At 34.6% G+C, this 19,083-nt stretch carries 23 protein-coding genes and 1 pseudogene; 18 read left to right on the top strand and 6 right to left on the bottom strand.

What is annotated here, in order from left to right; genetic code table 11:
- Positions 1–4: 4 nt before the first annotated feature.
- The 5 genes from FC57_RS04340 (at position 5) to FC57_RS04320 (ending at position 5,661) form a co-directional block, all read left to right on the top strand.
- Positions 5–2,272 (top strand): ATP-binding cassette domain-containing protein, encoded by a 2,268-nt coding sequence (locus tag FC57_RS04340; protein ID WP_007125694.1) that lies wholly within the window; start codon positions 5–7, stop codon positions 2,270–2,272.
- A 14-nt stretch (positions 2,273–2,286) separates the two neighbouring features.
- Positions 2,287–2,937, top strand: coding sequence for a sugar O-acetyltransferase (locus FC57_RS04335; RefSeq protein WP_007125695.1), 651 nt, complete (start codon positions 2,287–2,289; stop codon positions 2,935–2,937).
- A 236-nt stretch (positions 2,938–3,173) separates the two neighbouring features.
- On the top strand, positions 3,174–3,878 hold the full coding sequence (locus FC57_RS04330) for a DUF6557 family protein (RefSeq protein ID WP_007125696.1): 705 nt from the start codon (positions 3,174–3,176) through the stop codon (positions 3,876–3,878).
- A 160-nt stretch (positions 3,879–4,038) separates the two neighbouring features.
- Positions 4,039–4,305, top strand: a complete 267-nt coding sequence (locus FC57_RS04325) for an ACT domain-containing protein (RefSeq protein ID WP_007125697.1) — start codon at positions 4,039–4,041, stop codon at positions 4,303–4,305.
- 12 nt (positions 4,306–4,317) lie between these two features.
- Complete coding sequence (locus FC57_RS04320) at positions 4,318–5,661, top strand: PFL family protein (protein WP_007125698.1); 1,344 nt, start codon at positions 4,318–4,320, stop codon at positions 5,659–5,661.
- Positions 5,662–5,754: 93 nt separating this feature from the next.
- Here FC57_RS04320 and FC57_RS04315 read toward each other — a convergent pair whose 3' ends face one another.
- Entirely contained in the window at positions 5,755–6,621 is an 867-nt protein-coding gene (locus FC57_RS04315; RefSeq protein ID WP_007125699.1) for a LysR family transcriptional regulator, read from the bottom strand.
- 108 nt (positions 6,622–6,729) lie between these two features.
- On the opposite strand from FC57_RS04315, the gene FC57_RS04310 reads away from it, so the two are divergent.
- Positions 6,730–7,593, top strand: a complete 864-nt coding sequence (locus FC57_RS04310; protein WP_081445808.1) for an aldo/keto reductase — start codon at positions 6,730–6,732, stop codon at positions 7,591–7,593.
- Positions 7,594–7,608: 15 nt separating this feature from the next.
- Positions 7,609–8,478: pseudogene (locus FC57_RS04305) on the top strand (aldo/keto reductase).
- Between the two features lie 25 nt (positions 8,479–8,503).
- Here the strand turns inward: FC57_RS04305 and FC57_RS04300 are convergent.
- Positions 8,504–8,869, bottom strand: coding sequence for a hypothetical protein (locus tag FC57_RS04300; RefSeq protein ID WP_007125703.1), 366 nt, complete (start codon positions 8,867–8,869; stop codon positions 8,504–8,506).
- Between the two features lie 36 nt (positions 8,870–8,905).
- Here FC57_RS04300 and FC57_RS04295 point away from each other — a divergent pair, with 36 nt between their 5' ends.
- The gene (locus tag FC57_RS04295) at positions 8,906–9,199 is read left to right on the top strand and encodes an alcohol dehydrogenase catalytic domain-containing protein (protein ID WP_007125704.1); all 294 of its coding nucleotides are present in this window, start codon (positions 8,906–8,908) and stop codon (positions 9,197–9,199) included.
- A gap of 63 nt (positions 9,200–9,262) precedes the next feature.
- Here the strand turns inward: FC57_RS04295 and FC57_RS04290 are convergent, their stop codons facing one another.
- Positions 9,263–9,619 (bottom strand): winged helix-turn-helix transcriptional regulator, encoded by a 357-nt coding sequence (locus tag FC57_RS04290; RefSeq protein ID WP_007125705.1) that lies wholly within the window; start codon positions 9,617–9,619, stop codon positions 9,263–9,265.
- Positions 9,620–9,869: 250 nt separating this feature from the next.
- Between FC57_RS04290 and FC57_RS04285 the strand changes: the two genes are divergently transcribed.
- The 10 genes from FC57_RS04285 to FC57_RS04240 all read left to right on the top strand — a co-directional run bounded on the left by FC57_RS04285 (position 9,870) and on the right by FC57_RS04240 (position 18,039).
- On the top strand, positions 9,870–10,988 hold the full coding sequence (locus FC57_RS04285) for an oxidoreductase (protein WP_007125706.1): 1,119 nt from the start codon (positions 9,870–9,872) through the stop codon (positions 10,986–10,988).
- Entirely contained in the window at positions 10,989–11,852 is an 864-nt protein-coding gene (locus FC57_RS04280) for an alpha/beta fold hydrolase (RefSeq protein ID WP_007125707.1), read from the top strand.
- Positions 11,853–11,862: 10 nt separating this feature from the next.
- Positions 11,863–12,987 (top strand): NADH-dependent flavin oxidoreductase, encoded by a 1,125-nt coding sequence (locus tag FC57_RS04275; RefSeq protein ID WP_007125708.1) that lies wholly within the window; start codon positions 11,863–11,865, stop codon positions 12,985–12,987.
- A 10-nt stretch (positions 12,988–12,997) separates the two neighbouring features.
- Positions 12,998–13,870, top strand: a complete 873-nt coding sequence (locus tag FC57_RS04270) for an alpha/beta hydrolase (protein WP_148449535.1) — start codon at positions 12,998–13,000, stop codon at positions 13,868–13,870.
- Between the two features lies 1 nt (position 13,871).
- Positions 13,872–14,222 (top strand): tautomerase family protein, encoded by a 351-nt coding sequence (locus FC57_RS04265; protein WP_007125710.1) that lies wholly within the window; start codon positions 13,872–13,874, stop codon positions 14,220–14,222.
- Positions 14,223–14,233: 11 nt separating this feature from the next.
- Positions 14,234–15,118 (top strand): DsbA family protein, encoded by an 885-nt coding sequence (locus FC57_RS04260; RefSeq protein WP_040529408.1) that lies wholly within the window; start codon positions 14,234–14,236, stop codon positions 15,116–15,118.
- Positions 15,108–15,470, top strand: coding sequence for an iron-sulfur cluster biosynthesis family protein (locus tag FC57_RS04255; RefSeq protein ID WP_007125712.1), 363 nt, complete (start codon positions 15,108–15,110; stop codon positions 15,468–15,470). Before FC57_RS04260 ends, FC57_RS04255 begins: the two co-directional genes overlap by 11 nt.
- 86 nt (positions 15,471–15,556) lie before the next feature.
- On the top strand, positions 15,557–16,312 hold the full coding sequence (locus FC57_RS04250) for a translation elongation factor (protein WP_007125713.1): 756 nt from the start codon (positions 15,557–15,559) through the stop codon (positions 16,310–16,312).
- A 20-nt stretch (positions 16,313–16,332) separates the two neighbouring features.
- Positions 16,333–16,734, top strand: coding sequence for a TMEM175 family protein (locus FC57_RS04245; protein WP_007125714.1), 402 nt, complete (start codon positions 16,333–16,335; stop codon positions 16,732–16,734).
- 261 nt (positions 16,735–16,995) lie between these two features.
- The gene (locus FC57_RS04240) at positions 16,996–18,039 is read left to right on the top strand and encodes an NAD(P)H-dependent flavin oxidoreductase (RefSeq protein WP_007125716.1); all 1,044 of its coding nucleotides are present in this window, start codon (positions 16,996–16,998) and stop codon (positions 18,037–18,039) included.
- A 28-nt stretch (positions 18,040–18,067) separates the two neighbouring features.
- Here FC57_RS04240 and FC57_RS11490 read toward each other — a convergent pair whose 3' ends face one another.
- From FC57_RS11490 to FC57_RS10990, 3 genes are all read right to left on the bottom strand, one after another.
- A complete protein-coding gene (locus FC57_RS11490; RefSeq protein ID WP_007125717.1) occupies positions 18,068–18,187 on the bottom strand; it encodes an IS3 family transposase in 120 nt (39 codons plus the stop codon).
- A 50-nt stretch (positions 18,188–18,237) separates the two neighbouring features.
- The gene (locus FC57_RS11485) at positions 18,238–18,456 is read right to left on the bottom strand and encodes a DDE-type integrase/transposase/recombinase (protein ID WP_007125718.1); all 219 of its coding nucleotides are present in this window, start codon (positions 18,454–18,456) and stop codon (positions 18,238–18,240) included.
- Positions 18,457–18,832: 376 nt separating this feature from the next.
- A partial coding sequence (locus tag FC57_RS10990) for a hypothetical protein (RefSeq protein ID WP_056990015.1) occupies positions 18,833–19,083 on the bottom strand: 251 nt, incomplete at its 5' end.

Here is a 19,083-nt window from a genome sequence, read left to right as displayed (position 1 = left end):
AAGAATGACTGACGACAAAATAGAAATTATCAAAGCTAATGAAAATAATTTAAAAGATATCAGTTTATCAATTCCTAAAAACAAATTAGTAGTCTTTGCTGGAGTTTCTGGTTCAGGTAAAAGTTCCTTAGTCTTCGATACAATAGCGACAGAGAGTAGTCGTGAATGGCAAAATTCTTATTCATTATATTTACGTAATAAGATGCCACATTATCAACGTCCTGATGTTGAAAGCATTAAGAACTTAACACCAGCTATTGTGGTCAAACAACAAGCAAGTAGCGGCAGTAGTCGTTCTACAGTAGGTACAATTGTTGATGTTGCACCACTATTAAGATTACTTTACTCACGTGTCGGTCAACCAAGTGCCGGTGGATCAATGTCTTATTCTCCAAACCATCCAGCAGGTATGTGTCCAACTTGTACAGGCTTAGGGAAAATTCAAGAACTTGATGAGGATAGTCTATTTGACGTAAATAAGTCTATCAATGAAGGCGCTATTTTATTTGAACCATTTTCTTCAGGTTGGCAAAGTTATTTATATTCAACTAATCCGCAATTAGATCCAAATAAAAAGCTGAAAGACTTTTCTGAAAAAGAATGGCAAATATTGAAATATGGCGATAATCAAGAGGTAAAAATCGAGATTCGATCTAATAAAACTGGCCGTGTGGATCGGGTTGACTATGAAGGAGTTATCCCACGTTTCAAGCGTTTGTATCTAAAGAGAGACATTTCTAAGCTAAGCAAAAAATCACGTACACAAGTACTAAGTCATGTGACGACTGTCCCATGTTCAGCATGTGCTGGTACTGGTTTAAACCCTAGGGCATTGGCATCTAAGATTAATGGCTTGAATATTGTTGATATGACGGCTCTTTCAGTTGATGAATTACTACCATATTTAGATAAAATTGATGATCCAAGAGCTAAATCTTTATCTAGACAAATCGCAAACACTATTCAACATATGATTGATATTGGTGTTGGTTATTTATCATTAGATCGTAAGACTAATACATTGTCTGGCGGTGAGATGCAAAGACTTAAGATTGTCAGAAACTTAGGTAGCAGTTTGAATAATGTTACTTATATTCTTGATGAACCTACTACAGGTTTGCATCCAGCCGATATTGATAAAATTGGCAAAATGTTGCTGAATCTACGTGATGCTCATAATAATGTTTTAGTAGTTGAACATTCTAGACAAATTATTAATTTAGCTGACGAAGTAGTTGAAATGGGACCACAAGCTGGTTCAGCAGGTGGTCAAATTGTTTACCAGGGTGATTTAACTGGGCTTAAAAAAGCTGATACGTTAACGGGCCATGACCTCGTTCAAAAAATCGAATTAAACAAAGAACCACGCAAATGGAGCGATAGTTTTCATATTAGGGATGCACATTGTCATAACTTAAAACATGTTGATGTTGATATTCCTAAGAATGTTTTAACTGCTGTTACAGGTGTAGCAGGATCCGGTAAGAGCTCACTAATCAGATATGATTTTATCAAACAACATCCAGAAGCTATTGTGATTGATCAAAAACCGATTGGTACTTCTATTAGATCGACACCGGCTACTTATACTGGTGTGATGGATGAAATCAGAAAGATCTTTGGTAAGGCCAACAATGTAGCTCCAAGTTGGTTTAGTTTTAATTCTAAAGGTGCATGCCCAATTTGTAAGGGTCGAGGAGTAATTAAATATGATATGGCTTTTGCAGATGCAGTAGAAGTGATTTGTGAAGAATGTCAGGGTCATCGTTACAGTCAAAAGGCTCTTAGTTATAAATATCAAGGAAAAAATATTGAAGAAGTAATGAATTTTACTATTTCTGATGCAATTAACTTCTTTGATAATCAAAAGATAACTAATGCTTTGCAAAAATTAATCGATGTAGGTTTAGGTTATCTTACTTTAGGTCAACCAACTAGCACATTATCTGGTGGTGAAATCCAAAGAATAAAAATAGCTGCGGAATTGAATAAAAAAGGCAATATCTATGTAATGGACGAGCCTGCAGCTGGCTTACACAGTGAAAATATTAAGACTTTGAATAAGCTTTTACAAAAGTTAGTTAATAATGGCAATACTGTAATTATTATTGAACATCGTCTAGAGCTTATTTCAAAGGCTGACTGGATTATTGACATTGGACCAGAAGGTGGATCAAAGGGTGGTAAAGTTTGCTTTACTGGTACACCTCAAGAATTATGTCATGATACAAATTCAAAAACAGGAATTTATTTAAAGAGAGCCACAGAATAGGAAGAACGAGAATAATGATTTCAAAAGAAAAAATTGAATATAACAATAAATTAGCTAATTCAGGTAAAATTTACGACAGCGTTGATGAAGAATTCTTAAACTATCAACATCAACTAGTTAATCGAATTATTAAATTTAATCAAACTCCTGAAACCCCTGAAGGGCTAAAAGAAAGAGATAAAATTTTAAAAGAGTCACTTGGAACATATGGTGAAGGATTATATGTAATTCCTCCGATTTATGCTAATAGTGGATTGAAAAATGTTCATGTAGGAAAAAATGTTGTCATTAATTTCAACTCGAGTTTTGTTGATGATGGTGAAATCTTTATTGGTGATAATACAATGATTGGCCCCAGTTGCATGTTAGCAACGGCAATTCATCCTATTTCTCCTAGATTAAGAAAGCCTAAGTTGCAATATAATAAACCAATTCATATTGGCAAAAATGTTTGGATTGGTGGTAATGCTTCAATTTTGCCTGGTGTGACAATCGGCGATAATTCAATTATTGGGGCAGGGAGTGTTGTTACTAAGGATATCCCTGCAAATGTAATTGCAGTTGGTAATCCAGCGAGAATTTTACGTAAAATTACCGCAGAAGATGATAAATTCTATGATGGTAAACCAATTCCTAAAGAAATAATTGATAAATATATGAATTAATAATCAAAAGGTCAAGTAGTGTTGATATGACATTGCTTGACCTTTTTAACTTTGATTGGATTGAATGAACTGGTAAATATTCTTTATCGATGCCTAAGTATTTTTAGTAATTATGATTTGCACTTGAAATTTCTTGAAAGCAGTTTTTTCTGGTTTTATTGTACTTTCTCAATTTTTATAATTTTAGTAAACTTAATATACAACTGACAATAATGGAATAAAGAAAAGAGCTAGCAATGAAAACAGTACAAGAAGTCCTAAAATCATTGGACGAGAAAGATATCATCAATACTTATTTATATCGTTATTCTGCATCATCGATTGAAGACTTCCCCGAAGAAAAACCAATTGATGAAGCAAAAACTATAGCTAGAGAAACTATTACAGAATTTATTCATGAATTAAAAGAAATTACGCCTAAATTTCCCGAAAATAAGAACTATGGCATTTTTTATTCATATTGGGTATTGCACAATGGTTTTAAGGAACCTAACTTTGAATTAACATTTCTTAATGAAATTTATCAGAAAGACAATCCACAGAATTATGGTTACGAACTAACTAATCGTGATGAAATTATGGGGTATTTAGTTTCGGATGATGGATTAACACAATATTATTTGGAAGATTTGATAGTTGATATCTTGTACAATGCTTCCTTTTGGGGATATGACAATGAGACTTTTAAGAAAGAACAAGAAAGAATCTTCCAAGAACTTAAGGAAAGTGAAGATGAAGATTTAGGAAAATCTATGACTCTTGAAGAATTTGAAAAAGAAATGGGTATTGCGTCTCATCCACCTAAACTTACAAAAACGGAAAAGGAGTTGGAAGATAAAGCTTCTAGAGCGAATTATCAATTTAGCGAATATTCTAAACGTCTGTATGTTAGTAAATTTTTAGATAAACATCCTAAAAATAATCCTAACTTATTTGCTTAGTTATCAGTTTCTATTAGATAAAAAAATGTCTGGGAAAAACCAATTTCCCATGCTGTAATGTTTTAGAACCAAATTTCTTGAATAATTAAATGAATTAGAGCTTGTTTCATTCAACCTTTTCCGCTAGAATCAAAGAAAATCAGAAAGAAGGATATTACCCATGAGAGCCATTTTAACCACAGTTGGAAAAGATAAAATAGGAATTATTGCTCAAGTTAGCAAAACTTTAGCTGATGAGAAAATCAATATTTTGGATGTATCGCAAACTTTGATGGCAGATAATTTTGTCATGACGATGATGGTCAATGTTCCTGAAGATGAAGATTTAGTTAAGCTTAATGATTGCTTAAACAAACTAGGGCAAAAATTGAACGTTGAGATCAACTTGCGTAATGAAGAATTATTTAGTGCCATGCATGGACTTTAAGAAGGAAGAAAAATGGATTCAAAGCAAATTTTTGAAACTAGTCAAATGCTTTCCAGTGAAAATCTTGATATTCGAACAATTACAATGGGAATATCACTTTTTGACTGCATTGACAGTGATAGCGACCGAGCTTGTCAAAAGATCTATGATAAGATCACGACAAAAGCCAAAGATCTAGTAAAAGTGGGGCAAGCAATCGAAACAGAATATGGCATTCCGATTGCCAATAAACGAATTACAGTGACACCCATCGCTTTAATTGCTGCTGCTAGTAAGGATCATGATTATGTTAAATATGCAAAAACTTTAAATCGTGCCGCTGAAGTTTTAGGTATTGATTTCATTGGTGGCTATACTGCTTTAGTTAATAAAGGCTATCAAAAAGGCAGTCATACTTTAATTGATTCTCTACCAGAAGCGTTGGCTGAGACTAAATACGTTTGTGCATCAGTAAATATTGGCTCAACTAAAAGCGGAATTAATATGGATGCTGTTAAACGAATGGGCGAAGTAGTCGTTGAAGCTTCTAAACTTGATTACATGACTAATGCCAAGCTTGTAACTTTTTGTAATGCAGTGGAAGATAATCCATTTATGGCTGGTGGTTTTCATGGTGTGAGTGAACCTGATGTAGTTATTAATACTGGTGTCTCAGGTCCAGGCGTAGTTAAAGCAGCTTTAGAAAAAGTTAAGGGTGAGTCAATGGATGTCGTCGCTGAAACAATTAAGAAGACTGCCTTTAAAATTACTCGTATGGGTCAATTAGTTGGTACTGTTGCCGCTGAACGTCTTCATGTACCTTTTGGTATCGTTGATTTGTCCTTAGCACCAACTGCAGCAGCTGGAGATTCCGTAGCAGAAGTTTTGGAAGAAATTGGTGTCGGTCAAGTGGGTGCTCATGGTACTACTGCTGCTTTAGCAATGCTTAACGATGCCGTCAAAAAGGGCGGAATTATGGCTTGCAGTCATGTTGGTGGTTTATCAGGTGCTTTTATTCCAGTTTCTGAAGATGCCAATATGATTACCGCTGCAGAAACTGGCACTTTAACAATTTCAAAGCTAGAAGCAATGACTGCAGTTTGTTCAGTTGGTTTAGATATGATTGCTATTCCTGGTTCTACGCCCGCTACGACAATCAGCGGTATGATTGCTGATGAGGCAGCAATTGGGATGATCAATAATAAGACTACGGCAGTGAGAGTGATTCCTGTACCAGGTAAAGATGTTGGAGACGAAGTAGACTTTGGTGGATTGCTTGGACATGCACCAATTATGCCAGTTAACCCTGCTTCAAGTACAAATTTAATTAATCGTGGAGGACTTATTCCTGCTCCAGTTCATAGCTTTAAGAATTAAGAAATTTTTATAATTAACTAAATTTTCAAATGCGACTTTGTCTTTGAAATATGACTTTAATTTCTTTGATTGTAATGATTTTAAAAACGATCTTTAATCGATTTTTGCCCATTCATCTTGTAAAGAGGTAATAAAGGGCAGAAGCCGTTTTTTGTTTTTACCTAAATAATTGGCATAGAAGGTCATCGTAGCTGTTTCATCACTTATTTTTACAGGACGTCGATCAGCCATTTCTTGTTTTTGCCATAGTGGATCAAGATGAGAGATATTGGTTGTAAAATACGGGAAAACAGAATAATTCTTAATTTCATCAAAGTTATTACGATCATTTTGATACAAAAACTTAGCATCAGGTATTTTTTTTTGAATCAAATCACGCCAAATACCAATGTCACGTAAAACAATAAAACTCATACCTTGCAGATCTTGGAAACTAACTTCATTTCGATTAGCTAAAGGCGTGAATTCGTTAAGATTAGCAATTAGAGATTCTTGTCCTAGATAGGAATTACTGATGTTTTTATCTTGAAGAGGGTAATTAGTAAAAATTATAGTGTATTGTTGATCAATTAATAGTTGATTCAAATTCTTATCAGATAGTAGTTTATCTTCAAATTGAATATTAGTATCATCGATTCTTTTAGCTATCATTAAGGGACCAGGAGCTATTGAAGCGATAACCACTTTAGTTTGATTTTGATTGAAACTTTTGACCTCACTAACAAAACTACGGTTGACTACTAATACTTTTTCTGCCTTTTCTGCAGCAAATCTTCCTGTTTCATTTAAAGTAATCTTATTAGGCTGTCTATCAAAAAGTTTTAAATTCAACTCTTGCTCTAGCTTCTTAGTGCCACGAGTAATCGCAGGCTGGGAGAGTCCCAAATGTTTAGCTGTCTTAGCTAAAGTTTGATATTTGTTAAATGCTACTAATTCTTCTAACAGATAATTATCAATCATATTCTTCACCTTACGCTAAGCGTATACTACCATACCTATCTTTGAATTTTCAAACCATAGATTTTCTATTAACATGCTATGTGTAAGTTAAAGAACAGGAGAAAAATGATGGTTGAAACTTTTAAATTAAATGATGGCAATAAGATCCCTGCAATTGGTTTTGGTGTATTTCAAATTCCTGCTGATGGCTCAACTTATAAAGCAGTCAGCCAAGCATTAAAATTGGGTTATCGTCACATCGATACCGCTGTAGCATACTTTAACGAAGCTGAAGTAGGTAAGGTAATTCGTGATAGTGGCATCCCTCGTGATCAAATCTGGGTAACTTCAAAAATGTGGTTGCAAGATTACGCATACGAAGATGCTAAGAAGGCAATTGATACTTCTTTAGAGAAGCTCGGTTTAGACTACATTGATCTCTACCTAATTCACCAACCATACGGCAAGGTAGATGAAGCTTGGCGTGCGATGGTGGAAGCAAAGAAAGCCGGTAAGATTCGTTCAATTGGTATTTCTAATGTAACACCCAAGATTTGGGATAAATGGAAAGATATTTTTACAGAAAATGTTCCTTCAGTTAACCAGGTCGAATTTAATCCATATTCTCAACAAAAAGAACTACGTAGAGTAATGGCCCAGAATGGTATTACCTTGGAAGCTTGGGCACCATTGGGTGAAGGGAACAAGGACTTATTCAATGAGCCGATTCTGAATAAACTTGCCAAAAAATATAACAAGGATGTTGGTCAAATTATGTTGCGCTTTGAACACCAAGAAGGCGTGATTGTTTTTCCTAAATCTGTCCATGAAGCAAGAATTAAATCCAACAAAGATATTTTTGACTTTGAATTAACTAGCGACGAAATGGATGCTATTCGTGTACTAGATAAGGGCAAAGGAATGCATGATCCTGATGCACCAGGTGTAGCAGATATGTTACTAAATGCTTTTGACGTTCATGCAAATGATTAAATGAGGAGAAATACTATGGCACAGATTCCAACAAAGAAATTAAATGATGGCAATGAAATGCCTCAACTGGGTTTTGGTGTCTTTCAAATTCCGGACCATGACGAAGCAGTTAAAGCTGTTGAATCAGCAATTGCCAATGGTTACCGCCTAATTGACACAGCAGAAGCCTATAATAATCAAAAAGCAGTTGGGGATGCAATTAAAAATAGTGATGTAAATCGTGACGACATCTTTTTAACTACTAAATTATGGGTTTCCAACTTTACTTACGAAAAAGCAACTAAGTCTATCAATAATGACCTGGAAGAATTAGGTACTGATTACCTTGACTTGATGCTTTTACACCAAGCTTATGGTGATGTAGCTGGTGCTTGGCGTGCCTTAGAAGATGCACAGAAAGCTGGCAAGATTAAGTCAATCGGTGTTTCAAACTTTTGGCCTGAACAAATGATAAATTTGCAATTGATGAGTAATGTAAGACCTGCTGTCAACCAAATCGAAGTTAATCCATAGTTCCAACGTGAATCTGAGATTAAATGGAATCAAAAAGATGGTGTGACTGTTGAAGCCTGGGCTCCATTTGCGGAAGGTAAAGATGGTATCTTCACTAATCCGGTTTTACACGAAATTGGTGAAAAATACAGCAAATCGAACGGTCAAGTAATCTTGCGTTGGCTTCTTCAACGTGGAATTATCGTTATTCCAAAATCAGTACACGATACTCGTCAAAAGGAAAACATTGATGTCTTTGACTTTGAATTAAGTGATGACGATATGAAGAAGATTGCTGGTTTGGACAAGAACGTCAGTCAATTCTTTGACCACCATGACCCAACTACCATTGAACAAATCTTTGGCTCAAGTTTGAAAAAATTGAGAAGATAAAGCTGTTCATTAATTAAGCATCAAGCTAGTGGCTTGATGCTTTTTGTCTTTTCAATAAATCCTTCAACAACTTCTCCGGAACATGGCGTGGTCCACGAATTGCGCGCACATCATAATCAGCTAACTTCTTGAAGGTATACTCGTTTTTAGGATAAGAAGCAATACGTTGAATCCGCATTACATGGGTGATTTTTAAATTCTTACCTTGGTAATCATAAGGAATATTGACTTCCAACACTTTACATTGATGAATAATTGCAGAGATAGGTGAACCAACATACATGAAAACAATATCACCTGGCTTAATCTTGGTACTTTGTTTCCAAATGATATTATCTGTGTCATTAAAAGCATTCATAATATCAAAATAACTTGGATTAGCTGGGATCAACCAATAATGTTTTAAACCGTCAGGGTAAATACTTAAATGACAGAAAAAATGAATACAGTAGTACTTACTAAGCCATGTAAGACTGATGAATTAAAAGTTAGTCAAGTTGATATTCCTGAGGTAAAGAATGGTTATGATTTAATCCAAATTAAAGCCTTCGATGTTAATGAATCTGAAGTTACTAGTCGTAAAGGAGAATTAGATCCTGACTTCAAGTTCCTACGTATCTTAGGTATCGAAGGCGCAAGTGTTATTACCAAGACGTTTGAAGGCTCCAAGTTTAAGGTGGGGCAAAAGGTAATTACCATGATGGGTGATATGGGCCCGTAGTATTGATGGTTCTTATACAGAGTACACTTTGTTTGAAGATATGAGTTTTCTTAAACAAGATGGTTACTGCTGTTTCAGGTGATCAATGGAATTGGAAGAATTTTTTTCTTTATTTGAATATAATTCTTGTCCCCAGTCAAATAATTGATTCATCGTCATGGCTAAATCTTTTCCAAGGGGTGTTAAATGATAGGTAACAGACGGAGGGACTTGATGATCGTCATGCCGAATAATCAGTCCATCGGCTTCTAATTCACGTAAGCTTTTAGTTAACATAAAATTGGTAATATTGTCGCCAATCATTCTTTTTAAATGGTTGTAATGCTGGCCATCTTCAATCATTAACTTAAAAATAATTGGGATTTTCCACTTTGAACCTAAAACTTTCATTGAATAAGTAATAGGACAATATTCGGGCATTTCTTCATTGAATCGTTTAACAATTTGATCATATTTATTTTTTTCATTTTATCTTCACCTGATATTTTTTAACTAACTTAATTTTAACAAAAAAAATCAGATTAATAAGAATAGTATCTTAAAAGCCCATAAACTCGGGCTTTTTTTATTTTAAGGAATAAAAATCTGCGTACTTGTTTTATTTTTTTAAGAATTTAATATAATAAATGTCAGCTAACAAAAAGTAAGTAAAATAGAAAAGAGGTTCAACATGAAAAAAGAATATCAACCATTGTTTACACCATATGTTTTAAACAATGGCGTATCTATTAAAAACCACTTAGTGGTAGCTCCATTGACAGTTTATGATTCAGGTCCAAATGGTGAATTAACTGATTCGGCTAGAAACTTTTGGAGAGATCGTTTACATGGTTTTGGAATGTGGATTATGCCATTTACTAATGTTGATCCTTCCGGTATAGGCTTTGAATCTCCAAATGCTTTTAGCAATATTCATCTTAAGACTTTAAAAGAATACGTCAAAATCGGTCACGATCAAGGTACAAAAGTAATTATGCAACTTGGTCATTCAGGATATAAAGCCAGAAAATGGATGACCCAAGGGTATGGAGTTGAAGCTCCATCTAAGATACGTTCTGCAGAAGAAATGTCTGATGATGAGGTAATTCGAATAATACATAGTTTTGCAAAAGCAGCGACATTAGCAATCAAAGCAGGTATGGATGGTGTCGAAATTCAAGGCTCCAACGGTTGGTTAATTGAACAGTTTTTCGCTCCTAACATCAATTTCAGGGATGACCGCTGGGGTGGCGATTTTGAAAGACGAACCAAATTTGCTCTGGCTATCATTGATGAAATTGATGCAGTTCGCAAAAAATTAAATCGTCCTGATTTTATTATCGGCTATCGCTTTTCTCCTGAGCGACCACGTCAAGGATTTACAATGGCGGATACATTAAAGTTTATTGATAAATTAGTTACCAAGCCATTGCAATATCTGCATGTGTCCTTATTAGGATTTTATCATCATGTACGACGTGGAGCGGATACTAAATTGCCTAGAATTCAAGTCATTCATGATCGAATTAATGGAAAACTGCCTTTGATTGGTGTTGGAGAATTATTTACTGGGAAAGATTTAATTGATGCTTATAACACTGGCTGGGCAGAGTTTTTGGCGATGGGAAGAGCGGTTATGCTTAATCCAGATTTAATTGATCTGATTAGAAATAATCAAGAGGATAAGATTGAGAAAAAATTTGATTGGGCCCATCAAGATCGCTATCGCTATACTGATACGATGCTTGAAGCTAAAAAACAGGGTCTTGATCTAGCTTATCGTAATCCGCGTCCTCGCAGACGGAGGTAAATGATGCGACAAAACATTAAAGTTACTATGAAAAATGGTACTCAACTTGCCGGAGTGAAATTTACTAACAAAAAAGCCAAAACGGCCTTTATTGCAATGACCGGAGTTGGTGGAAATATCAGAAGCAATCGTTTTTATAAAAATATTGGTAGTTTACTTAGTGAAAATGAGATCGATTTTATCGTAGCTCATGGACTTGATGCTTTTAATCGTACCAAAGCCGTTAATCAAAACACCAAACAAATTGAATACTATGGTGCTGAATATGAAAACTTTTCCCGTAGTGATGATGAAGTTCAAGCATACCTTGATTATGCGATGAACCAAAGTTATGAACATATCATTCTGGGTGGTCAATCATTGGGTGCAAATAAGGTGATTCATTATTTAGCTACTCATCCCGATAGTGGGATTGATAAGTTCTTTTTCTTGAGTCCTGTAAATGTCGATAGTCTAAGGGATCGCATTTCTAATAAAGAGCGTCTTTATTTAAAGAAACAAATTACACTGGGAAATGCTGATGAGGTAATGCCATTTAAATTATTTAAATGGCAAAAAGGCATAATTCAAACAGGATGGAATTGGTTAACCGACAATACTTTAAACAATACTCATATAGAAACCAATGCGGATTTTAAGCAAGTGCATGCCATAAAACAATCTGGCGCGTTGCTGATAGGAACTCATGACGGTTATAGCCGTGGCAATCCAGAACGCTATTTGAAAAATATCAATAATCATATGTTGAAGAAAGATAAAAATACTTTGTTGTTTATCACAGATGCAAGCCATGTTTATCGTAACAAAGAACAAGAAGTTGCCGAAAAGGTATTAGAAACTATTAAAGAAAATTGGAAATATTAGAGGTAATAGAATGGATAAGAAGTATGATAAATTATTTGAAAGTTACACATTTAATAATGGGGTTAAAGTTAAAAATCGTTTGGTAGTGGCACCATTGACAGTTTATGATTCAGGTCCTAATGGTGAATTGACCGATGCTGCAAGAAGATTTTGGCATGATCGTTTTAAAGGATTTGGTATGTGGATTATTCCATTTACTAATGTTCATCCTTCAGGAATTGGTTTTGAATCACCAAATGCATTTCGGGATGAAGATATTGTGACTTTAAAAGAATATGCACAAATTTCTCATGAACAAGGTGCTTTAGGTATCTTGCAAATCGCTCACAGTGGTATTCGAGCAGATCGTTCGATGACTCAAGGTTATGATGTATTAGCACCAAGTGACTATCCATACAGTGGTGCACGTGCAATGACTGATGCGGAAGTTAGAGAAATGGTTCATTCATTTGCTCACGCAGCAGAATTAGCAATTAAAGCCGGTCTTGATGGGGTAGAAATTCACGGTGCTAATGGTTGGTTAATACAACAATTTGTTTCTGCAACATACAACCAACGTACTGACCACTGGGGTGGTAGTTTTGAAAAGAGATTGAACTTCCCAATGGAAATCATTGATGCGATTGACGAAGTACGTAAGAAGTACAATCGTCCAGATTTCATTGTCGGTTATCGTTTTTCACCAGAAGAACCAGGTGAATATGGTTTGACAATGAAAGAAACCTTAGGATTAGTCGATCATTTGCTTGAAAAGCCATTACAGTATATTCACATTTCTCTTTGGAACTTCTATAAAAAGATCCGTCGTGGCGGTGATACCCATGAAACGAGAATGGAAGCATTCCATAAACGAATCAACGGTAAGATTCCATTTATTGGAGTTGGTGACTTATTTGCAGAAGAAGACGGCTTGAAGGCATTTAATACTGGTTGGGCTGATTTCTTAGCTGTTGGTGGTTCAGTTGAACTTAATCCACACTTAGTAGATATGATTAAAAATGGTCAAGAAGACCAAATTCAAAGTAAATTTGATTGGTCAAGAATGGATGAATATCGTTTCACTCCAGCAATGCTTTATGGAACTTTGGCTGGTAATGCGATGTTCCCACCATCTGTTCAAACAGGTCTTAATTAGGATGAATGATATGAAATATGAAGCTTTAAATGTTTATACCAAAAAAGGAACGGAATTAACAGGTGTTCTATTTTCCGAAAAGAAGAGCGATTGGTTAATGATTGCAATTACAGGAGTCCATGGCAATTTCTATTCCAATCCTTTCTATGTCAATATCGGGCAGACTCTTAATGAAAATGAAATTGATTTCTTATATGCTCAAACTCGGGATGCTTTCGGACAAATTGAAAGCAATAACAAGGTAACTGGTAAAAAAGAGATTATTGGTTCTTTTAATGAGGACTTTAATGAAGCCGATAATGATATTGAAGCATATCTAGATTTTGCACAAAAACATAATTATCACCATGTAATCCTTGCAGGGCATAGTTTGGGTGCAAATAAAGTGATTCATTACCTAGCTACTCATGATGATTCGAGAGTTGATCATTTTATTTTCCTTAGTCCGGCCAATGTGCGTTACTTAACTTCATACTTAAGTAATGCAGAAAAGCAAGAGATAATGGACAAAGTAAAAAATGGTCAAGGAGAGGAAATGTTGTCGTTTTCAATGTTTGGTTGGTTGCCAGCAAAAGCAAGAACAGCAGAGCAATGGCTAAATAGTCCTGTAATAGATAATGTTCATTCTGGAGATGCAGGAGATTTTTCACAATTAGAAAATATTCATAAAACAGGAGCATTATTAATTGGAACTTATGACACCTTTACGGAAGGAGATCCAAGCTCATTTTTAAAGAATATTAATAACCATATGCCAACCAAAGATAAGAATCAATTAATCTTTATCAAAGAAACTGGGCATACATATCAAGAAAAGGAACAAGAAGTGGCTGAAAAAATAGCTTCTATTATTAAAAATTGGCAGAAAGAAAAGGTGAACTAAGATGCCATTTATTACAGTAAGAGCAAATCAAAAAATCACTAAAGAACAAGAAATAGAAATTAAGAAAGAGTTAGGTAAGGCCATTGCTTTTGTACCAGGCAAAAGTGAACAATCACTGATGGTAATGTTTGAACCTAATACTTCGATGTACTTACGTGGAGAAGATAGTCAAAAGATGGCTTTTCTCGATGTAGCAGTTTTCGGCAATGAGAGCCATAAAGGTTATCCAGAATTTTCACTTTATATGTCAAAAAGTATTAATGAGATTCTAAATGTAAAGCCAGAGAATATTTTTATCGATTATCGTGATATTCCGGTCTTTGGTGCTAGCGGTTATGCATTTGCAAGATAAGGGTGACTGAAATGGATAAAATTCAAATTAGAATTTTTGCAGATCCAATGATGGGGATGCATTGGGAACTATGGCCAGTATTAAGAAAGTTATTGGTTAAGTTAGATAATCAAATTGATTTAGATTTTATGCCAGTAGAGTTAGTTAAAGATATATATAATTTTGTTGATCAAAGCACTTTAGCTCGTTATGGCAAAAAGGTGGCTCTAAACACTTATTGGGCTAAATTAATGCAAATTTATTTGCAAGAACAACAAATTTCATCAATGCCAATTATCATGGGGAGTACCGGTAAGCATTTATTTGATGAAGAACATACTAGTTCACGTAATCTGATTTTGGCTTATCTTGCTATGGAACGTTTGAAACCAGAAAGTCGTTTTGACTTTTTATATGCAATTCAACAGGCAACTGTTTTGCAGGATAAACAAACTACAGATCTAGCAATTTTACAAGAAATTGCAAATAAGTATGGTGTAAATGAAAGTCAATTTATACAAACTTTAAATAGTAATGAAGTAGAAAATGAATTTGATCAATTGCAGAGAATTACAGAAAAATTGCAAATCAAGCAATTGCCCTCCGCAACGATTACTTATCATGACAAGACCTATCTCGCTAATGCCTTAATCAACTATTCACAATGGGTTGAATTGCTAGAAAAAATTACAGGTAATAAATTGACAGAATCTGATATACCTCTCAATAGTGATTCGTTAGAAAAAATTATGGCTAAGTTTGAAACTATTTCTGCAATTGAACTTGAAGAATTATTTGATATAGATGATGAGACTGAGCTAAAAACCGCAATTTTACCTTTAATAAAGCAAAACAAGGTAAAAGAAAGTAAATATCGTGATGTTAGTTTTTATAAGAGGATAAAAAATGAAAACTAAGAATCTAATTATTGAAGAAGATGCCGCAAAATTATTGGAGAAAAAAATAAAAAAAGATCAATTATTGCTTTTGAATCTTAATGATGGCGCAAATATCTATTCAGATATGGGTAGTTGCGGTGGTGAAATTGCTTACCAACTCGTAATTATTGATCATTTTGATCCTAACTATGATATTAAACTTGAAAATGACTATCATATTCCAGTTTACATTAGCGAACGAGAAAGTGGAATGTTAGGTGCAGGATTAAAGTTAAAAGAAAAAATGGTATTTTATCTTTGGTTAGTGATGAAGGCATGGTTGATAGTTCACTCACCTTTAACGATAAAACAGATAAAAGCAATAAAATAAATTTGATTAATTTACAGAAAATTTAAGATCAAAAAAGAAGGCTTCTACAAAGGAGCCTTTTTCAATAATTTAAGTAAGAGGTAAAAATGGAATATTGTGAAACTATTACAGAAAAGATAGAAGGTGTTGGTTTTTATTCACCTTCTGGGCATTTTTCAGAAGTGCATCTTTTATTAGAACCTGGCTCACCTAATAGTGGTATTCGATTAGAAAATAAAATTCCTCATGGACTATTAGATAAGAAATGGCAAAAACAGATTATGACTGTTCTCAAATCTAATAAGCTATTAGGAGTGTTAACTAATTCTCCTTTAACTGACATTAAAATAACTTTAATCGGAGGAAGTCAACAAACGAAATATAGTCATGCAAGTGATTATCGCAATGCCGCTTTACGTGCTGTGCGACAGGGATTGATGAAATTAAGAGCTAGAAATGCGGTAAAAATTTTATCTGCGTTCAATAAAGTTGAACTTGAGGTTGAAGAAAGACATTATAGTCAAATAGTAGCTCTCATTGGGCAAAATCGTGGCAACGTTTTGGCTGCAATGGATAAAAATAAAAAAATAAAAATGAATATTACCATGCCAGAAGAGAATTTAAGTTCCTTTGAAAAAAAGCTACGACTTTTAACGAATGATGATTATCAATTAACAATTATTAAACAAGAATTCGTATTTGCTCATCATCAACAGCGCATTATTGATCAAGTCGCTTATAATCCTGAAAAAGATCTTGAAAATTCAGCGAATGCTGTTTCCTGTCCTCACGCCAGTGATGATTTAATTGTTCCTTGGAACAAAGTTGAACAGATTGTATTTTATCCTATGTCAAAAATATAAGTTCATGAAAGGAAATAACAATGAACAAAGCAAGAGTCGAGGCGTTTACCGATGCAATTGTAGCTATTGTGATGACTATTATGGTCTTAGAAATAAAGATTCCACGTGGTTCAGGGTGGCTAGCTGTATGGTCTGAAAAAGCTTATTTTCTAGCTTACTTAATTAGTTTTTTTCGTATCGCCACCACTTGGTATAATCATCATTATTTGTTTACAACTGCAAGGTGGATTTCAAAAAGGGTATTTTGGCTGAATATGATCTGGCTATTCTTCATGTCGCTTTTTCCAGTTGCCACGGGCTGGATAAGTGAACAAATTCATTCACGTGTTGCAGCATATTTTTACTTTCTTATCTTTACAGTTTGGGCAATTACATATTATGTGATGGTTGGGATTTTAGCTAAAGATAACCCTAAAAATTGATCTTGCAAATGTTAAAACCATCGAGATGGATTTATGAACTAGTTTCTGTTGTACTAGGGATAATTCTTATCTACTGGCAGCCAATCAGCGCATTAGTTATTTTAGCAGCTAATATAATCTATTGGATTATTGCTTCACCGCAAGATTCAGATAAATTGGTTAAATGATTTATAAGGCATAAAAATCTGCGTACTTGTTTTTTTATTAACAAGATATAGAATGACCTCAAAATGATATGAATAGGAAGTTAGGTGAAAAATTATGAACAAGTTGACTAAAGTTTTAGGAATTGAAAAGCCCATTATTCAAGCTCCAATGCATACTTTGACAAATTATCATTTAGTTAGTGCAGTTTCCAAGGCAGGAGGCTTAGGCGTTCTAGGTGTAAATGCCGGTTACGTAGTTCCTGATACAACTAGTGGTGCTTCCCAACATAGTGATTGTGGCACTAAAGAAAATGGTTCCATCATTGGTGGTAATAGAGCCGTAAATATGATGAAAGAACAAATTAAAGGTGTTCGTTCAATTACTAATAAACCGTTTGGTATTCAATTAGCAGGAACTCATGAAGATCCTAAGGACGATCCTGATGCTTATGCTATGTTTAAGTTAATGGTGGAAGAAAAAGTTCCTGTTGCTATTTTTGGTGGTTTTGGTCAAACTGTGTCCAAGAACTGGGTAGATCTTCTACATGACAATGGAATAAAAGTCATTAATCGTTCAAATACACCGACTGCAGAAGATACAGAACAAGCTGTTAAAAATGGAGTTGATGTAATTGGAGCTACAGGATTTGATGAAGGTGGTACAGTTCCTACTAAAGTTATTGGTACTTTTGATATTGTTCCTTTAGTAGTTGATCATGCGCATGGTGTACCAGTCGTTGCTGCAGGTGGAATAAGTGATGTTCGAACAGTTAAAGCTGCTTTTGCACTAGGAGCTCAAGGTGTGTATATAGGTAGTGCATTTTTAGCTAGTGAAGAGGCACCACTTGCTGAAAATATTAAGCAAATGCTCGTTGATAATGATGCTGATAAAATGTTGCTATATCGAGCAGTTCCAGCCTTTTATCGTTCTCTACCTGGAGAATTGCCAAATAAACTTGCTAAGATGAATGAAGAAGGAAAAACGGGTAAAGAAATTTTTGCAGCAGCTAATAATTATCAGGGAATGATCAATGGCATGGTTAAAGGTGATCTTTCTACCGGATATGCTTCATTTGGAATGGGCATAAGTTTTATTCATGAAATTAAACCTGCTGCCCAAATTGTTGAAGAACTTAATCAAGGTGTACCTGAAAATTAATCTACTTTTTCCCAGGCGTCTTGCCAGTTTACAATAACTGATCCAAGACGTTTTTTTGTTTATCTTTGGTTCTCTCTGTATTGTAATAGTTGATATATTTTCTGATAGCTTCCTCTAATTCATCAAGTGAAGTATATTTCTTGAACACTTCACGTTTAGGATGCCAAAGAAGCCCTCCATTAAGCCATCATCTGGAGATCAGCCTTTCCTAGACATGCTTTGCTCAATATCGCGAAGAGCTAATTCATGTTGGTAAGCTTTGTATTGGTATAACCAGCCTCGATCCGCGTGAAAGATTAAAACGTTTAATGCTTGATTAGTCTTAAAAGTATCATCAAGCATCTTCATTACTAGTTTCAGTTTAGGATGACGAGAAATATTATAAGCAACAATATCGCGACCCCTTAATTTCATCATAGATTTCTTTTATACGATTCATGACATCGCCATGATTGACCTGATCTTTATCCTAGCGTATAAACGTCATAGTAGTTACTGCGCGAGATATGCGGCAGATCTTCATTTGCATTGATAATCTCAATGATCTTCTTCACGGTAAGCCCCAGTTCATGCCTTAATTCAGTAACAGCTTGTGCTATTTCTGTTTTAGTTGGCTCTTTCTTTTTTGAACCAAGGCATCCAATTTTTTATATATGCGTTTTCGACTGCAAGCTTTAAATTCTGGCGACGCAATTCTGCGTTTTCTTGCTTGGTTAATTTAGACATAGTAAACCCCCGAAATTCATGTCCAAATTTCGAGGGTCACTACACTTAAAGCTAAGTTTTTTATTTTTTAATTTTTCTGTAATAAGCTCTTTAATAGCTCTTGGGGCACATGCCTTGGACCACGGATTGCACGAACATTATGTTTAGCTAAATTTTTAAATGTGAACGCTTCTTTAGGATAGGACTTTAACTTTTTAATCTTCATTACATGCGATATCTGCAAATTTTTATCCTTATATTGATAGGGAATATCAACTTTTAAAACCTGACATTGATAAATAATAGAAGAAACTGGTGAACCAACATACATGAAAACAA

Source organism: Lactobacillus ultunensis DSM 16047, assembly GCF_001436305.1.
Classification (GTDB): domain Bacteria; phylum Bacillota; class Bacilli; order Lactobacillales; family Lactobacillaceae; genus Lactobacillus; species Lactobacillus ultunensis.
The sequence above is the reverse complement of the archived record's forward strand: the minus strand, read 5'-3'. Positions and strand labels throughout refer to the sequence as shown.

What these genes read in the sequence shown, in the direction of transcription:
- FC57_RS04340 (WP_007125694.1), top strand. Translation starts at nt 5, where the DNA reads ATGACTGACGACAAAATAGAAATTATCAAAGCTAATGAAAATAATTTA.
- FC57_RS04335 (WP_007125695.1), top strand. Translation starts at nt 2,287, where the DNA reads ATGATTTCAAAAGAAAAAATTGAATATAACAATAAATTAGCTAATTCA.
- FC57_RS04330 (WP_007125696.1), top strand. Translation starts at nt 3,174, where the DNA reads ATGAAAACAGTACAAGAAGTCCTAAAATCATTGGACGAGAAAGATATC.
- FC57_RS04325 (WP_007125697.1), top strand. Translation starts at nt 4,039, where the DNA reads ATGAGAGCCATTTTAACCACAGTTGGAAAAGATAAAATAGGAATTATT.
- FC57_RS04320 (WP_007125698.1), top strand. Translation starts at nt 4,318, where the DNA reads ATGGATTCAAAGCAAATTTTTGAAACTAGTCAAATGCTTTCCAGTGAA.
- FC57_RS04315 (WP_007125699.1), bottom strand. Translation starts at nt 6,621, where the DNA reads ATGATTGATAATTATCTGTTAGAAGAATTAGTAGCATTTAACAAATAT.
- FC57_RS04310 (WP_081445808.1), top strand. Translation starts at nt 6,730, where the DNA reads ATGGTTGAAACTTTTAAATTAAATGATGGCAATAAGATCCCTGCAATT.
- FC57_RS04295 (WP_007125704.1), top strand. Translation starts at nt 8,906, where the DNA reads ATGACAGAAAAAATGAATACAGTAGTACTTACTAAGCCATGTAAGACT.
- FC57_RS04290 (WP_007125705.1), bottom strand. Translation starts at nt 9,619, where the DNA reads ATGCCCGAATATTGTCCTATTACTTATTCAATGAAAGTTTTAGGTTCA.
- FC57_RS04285 (WP_007125706.1), top strand. Translation starts at nt 9,870, where the DNA reads ATGAAAAAAGAATATCAACCATTGTTTACACCATATGTTTTAAACAAT.
- FC57_RS04280 (WP_007125707.1), top strand. Translation starts at nt 10,989, where the DNA reads ATGATGCGACAAAACATTAAAGTTACTATGAAAAATGGTACTCAACTT.
- FC57_RS04275 (WP_007125708.1), top strand. Translation starts at nt 11,863, where the DNA reads ATGGATAAGAAGTATGATAAATTATTTGAAAGTTACACATTTAATAAT.
- FC57_RS04270 (WP_148449535.1), top strand. Translation starts at nt 12,998, where the DNA reads ATGAAATATGAAGCTTTAAATGTTTATACCAAAAAAGGAACGGAATTA.
- FC57_RS04265 (WP_007125710.1), top strand. Translation starts at nt 13,872, where the DNA reads ATGCCATTTATTACAGTAAGAGCAAATCAAAAAATCACTAAAGAACAA.
- FC57_RS04260 (WP_040529408.1), top strand. Translation starts at nt 14,234, where the DNA reads ATGGATAAAATTCAAATTAGAATTTTTGCAGATCCAATGATGGGGATG.
- FC57_RS04255 (WP_007125712.1), top strand. Translation starts at nt 15,108, where the DNA reads ATGAAAACTAAGAATCTAATTATTGAAGAAGATGCCGCAAAATTATTG.
- FC57_RS04250 (WP_007125713.1), top strand. Translation starts at nt 15,557, where the DNA reads ATGGAATATTGTGAAACTATTACAGAAAAGATAGAAGGTGTTGGTTTT.
- FC57_RS04245 (WP_007125714.1), top strand. Translation starts at nt 16,333, where the DNA reads ATGAACAAAGCAAGAGTCGAGGCGTTTACCGATGCAATTGTAGCTATT.
- FC57_RS04240 (WP_007125716.1), top strand. Translation starts at nt 16,996, where the DNA reads ATGAACAAGTTGACTAAAGTTTTAGGAATTGAAAAGCCCATTATTCAA.
- FC57_RS11485 (WP_007125718.1), bottom strand. Translation starts at nt 18,456, where the DNA reads ATGATGAAATTAAGGGGTCGCGATATTGTTGCTTATAATATTTCTCGT.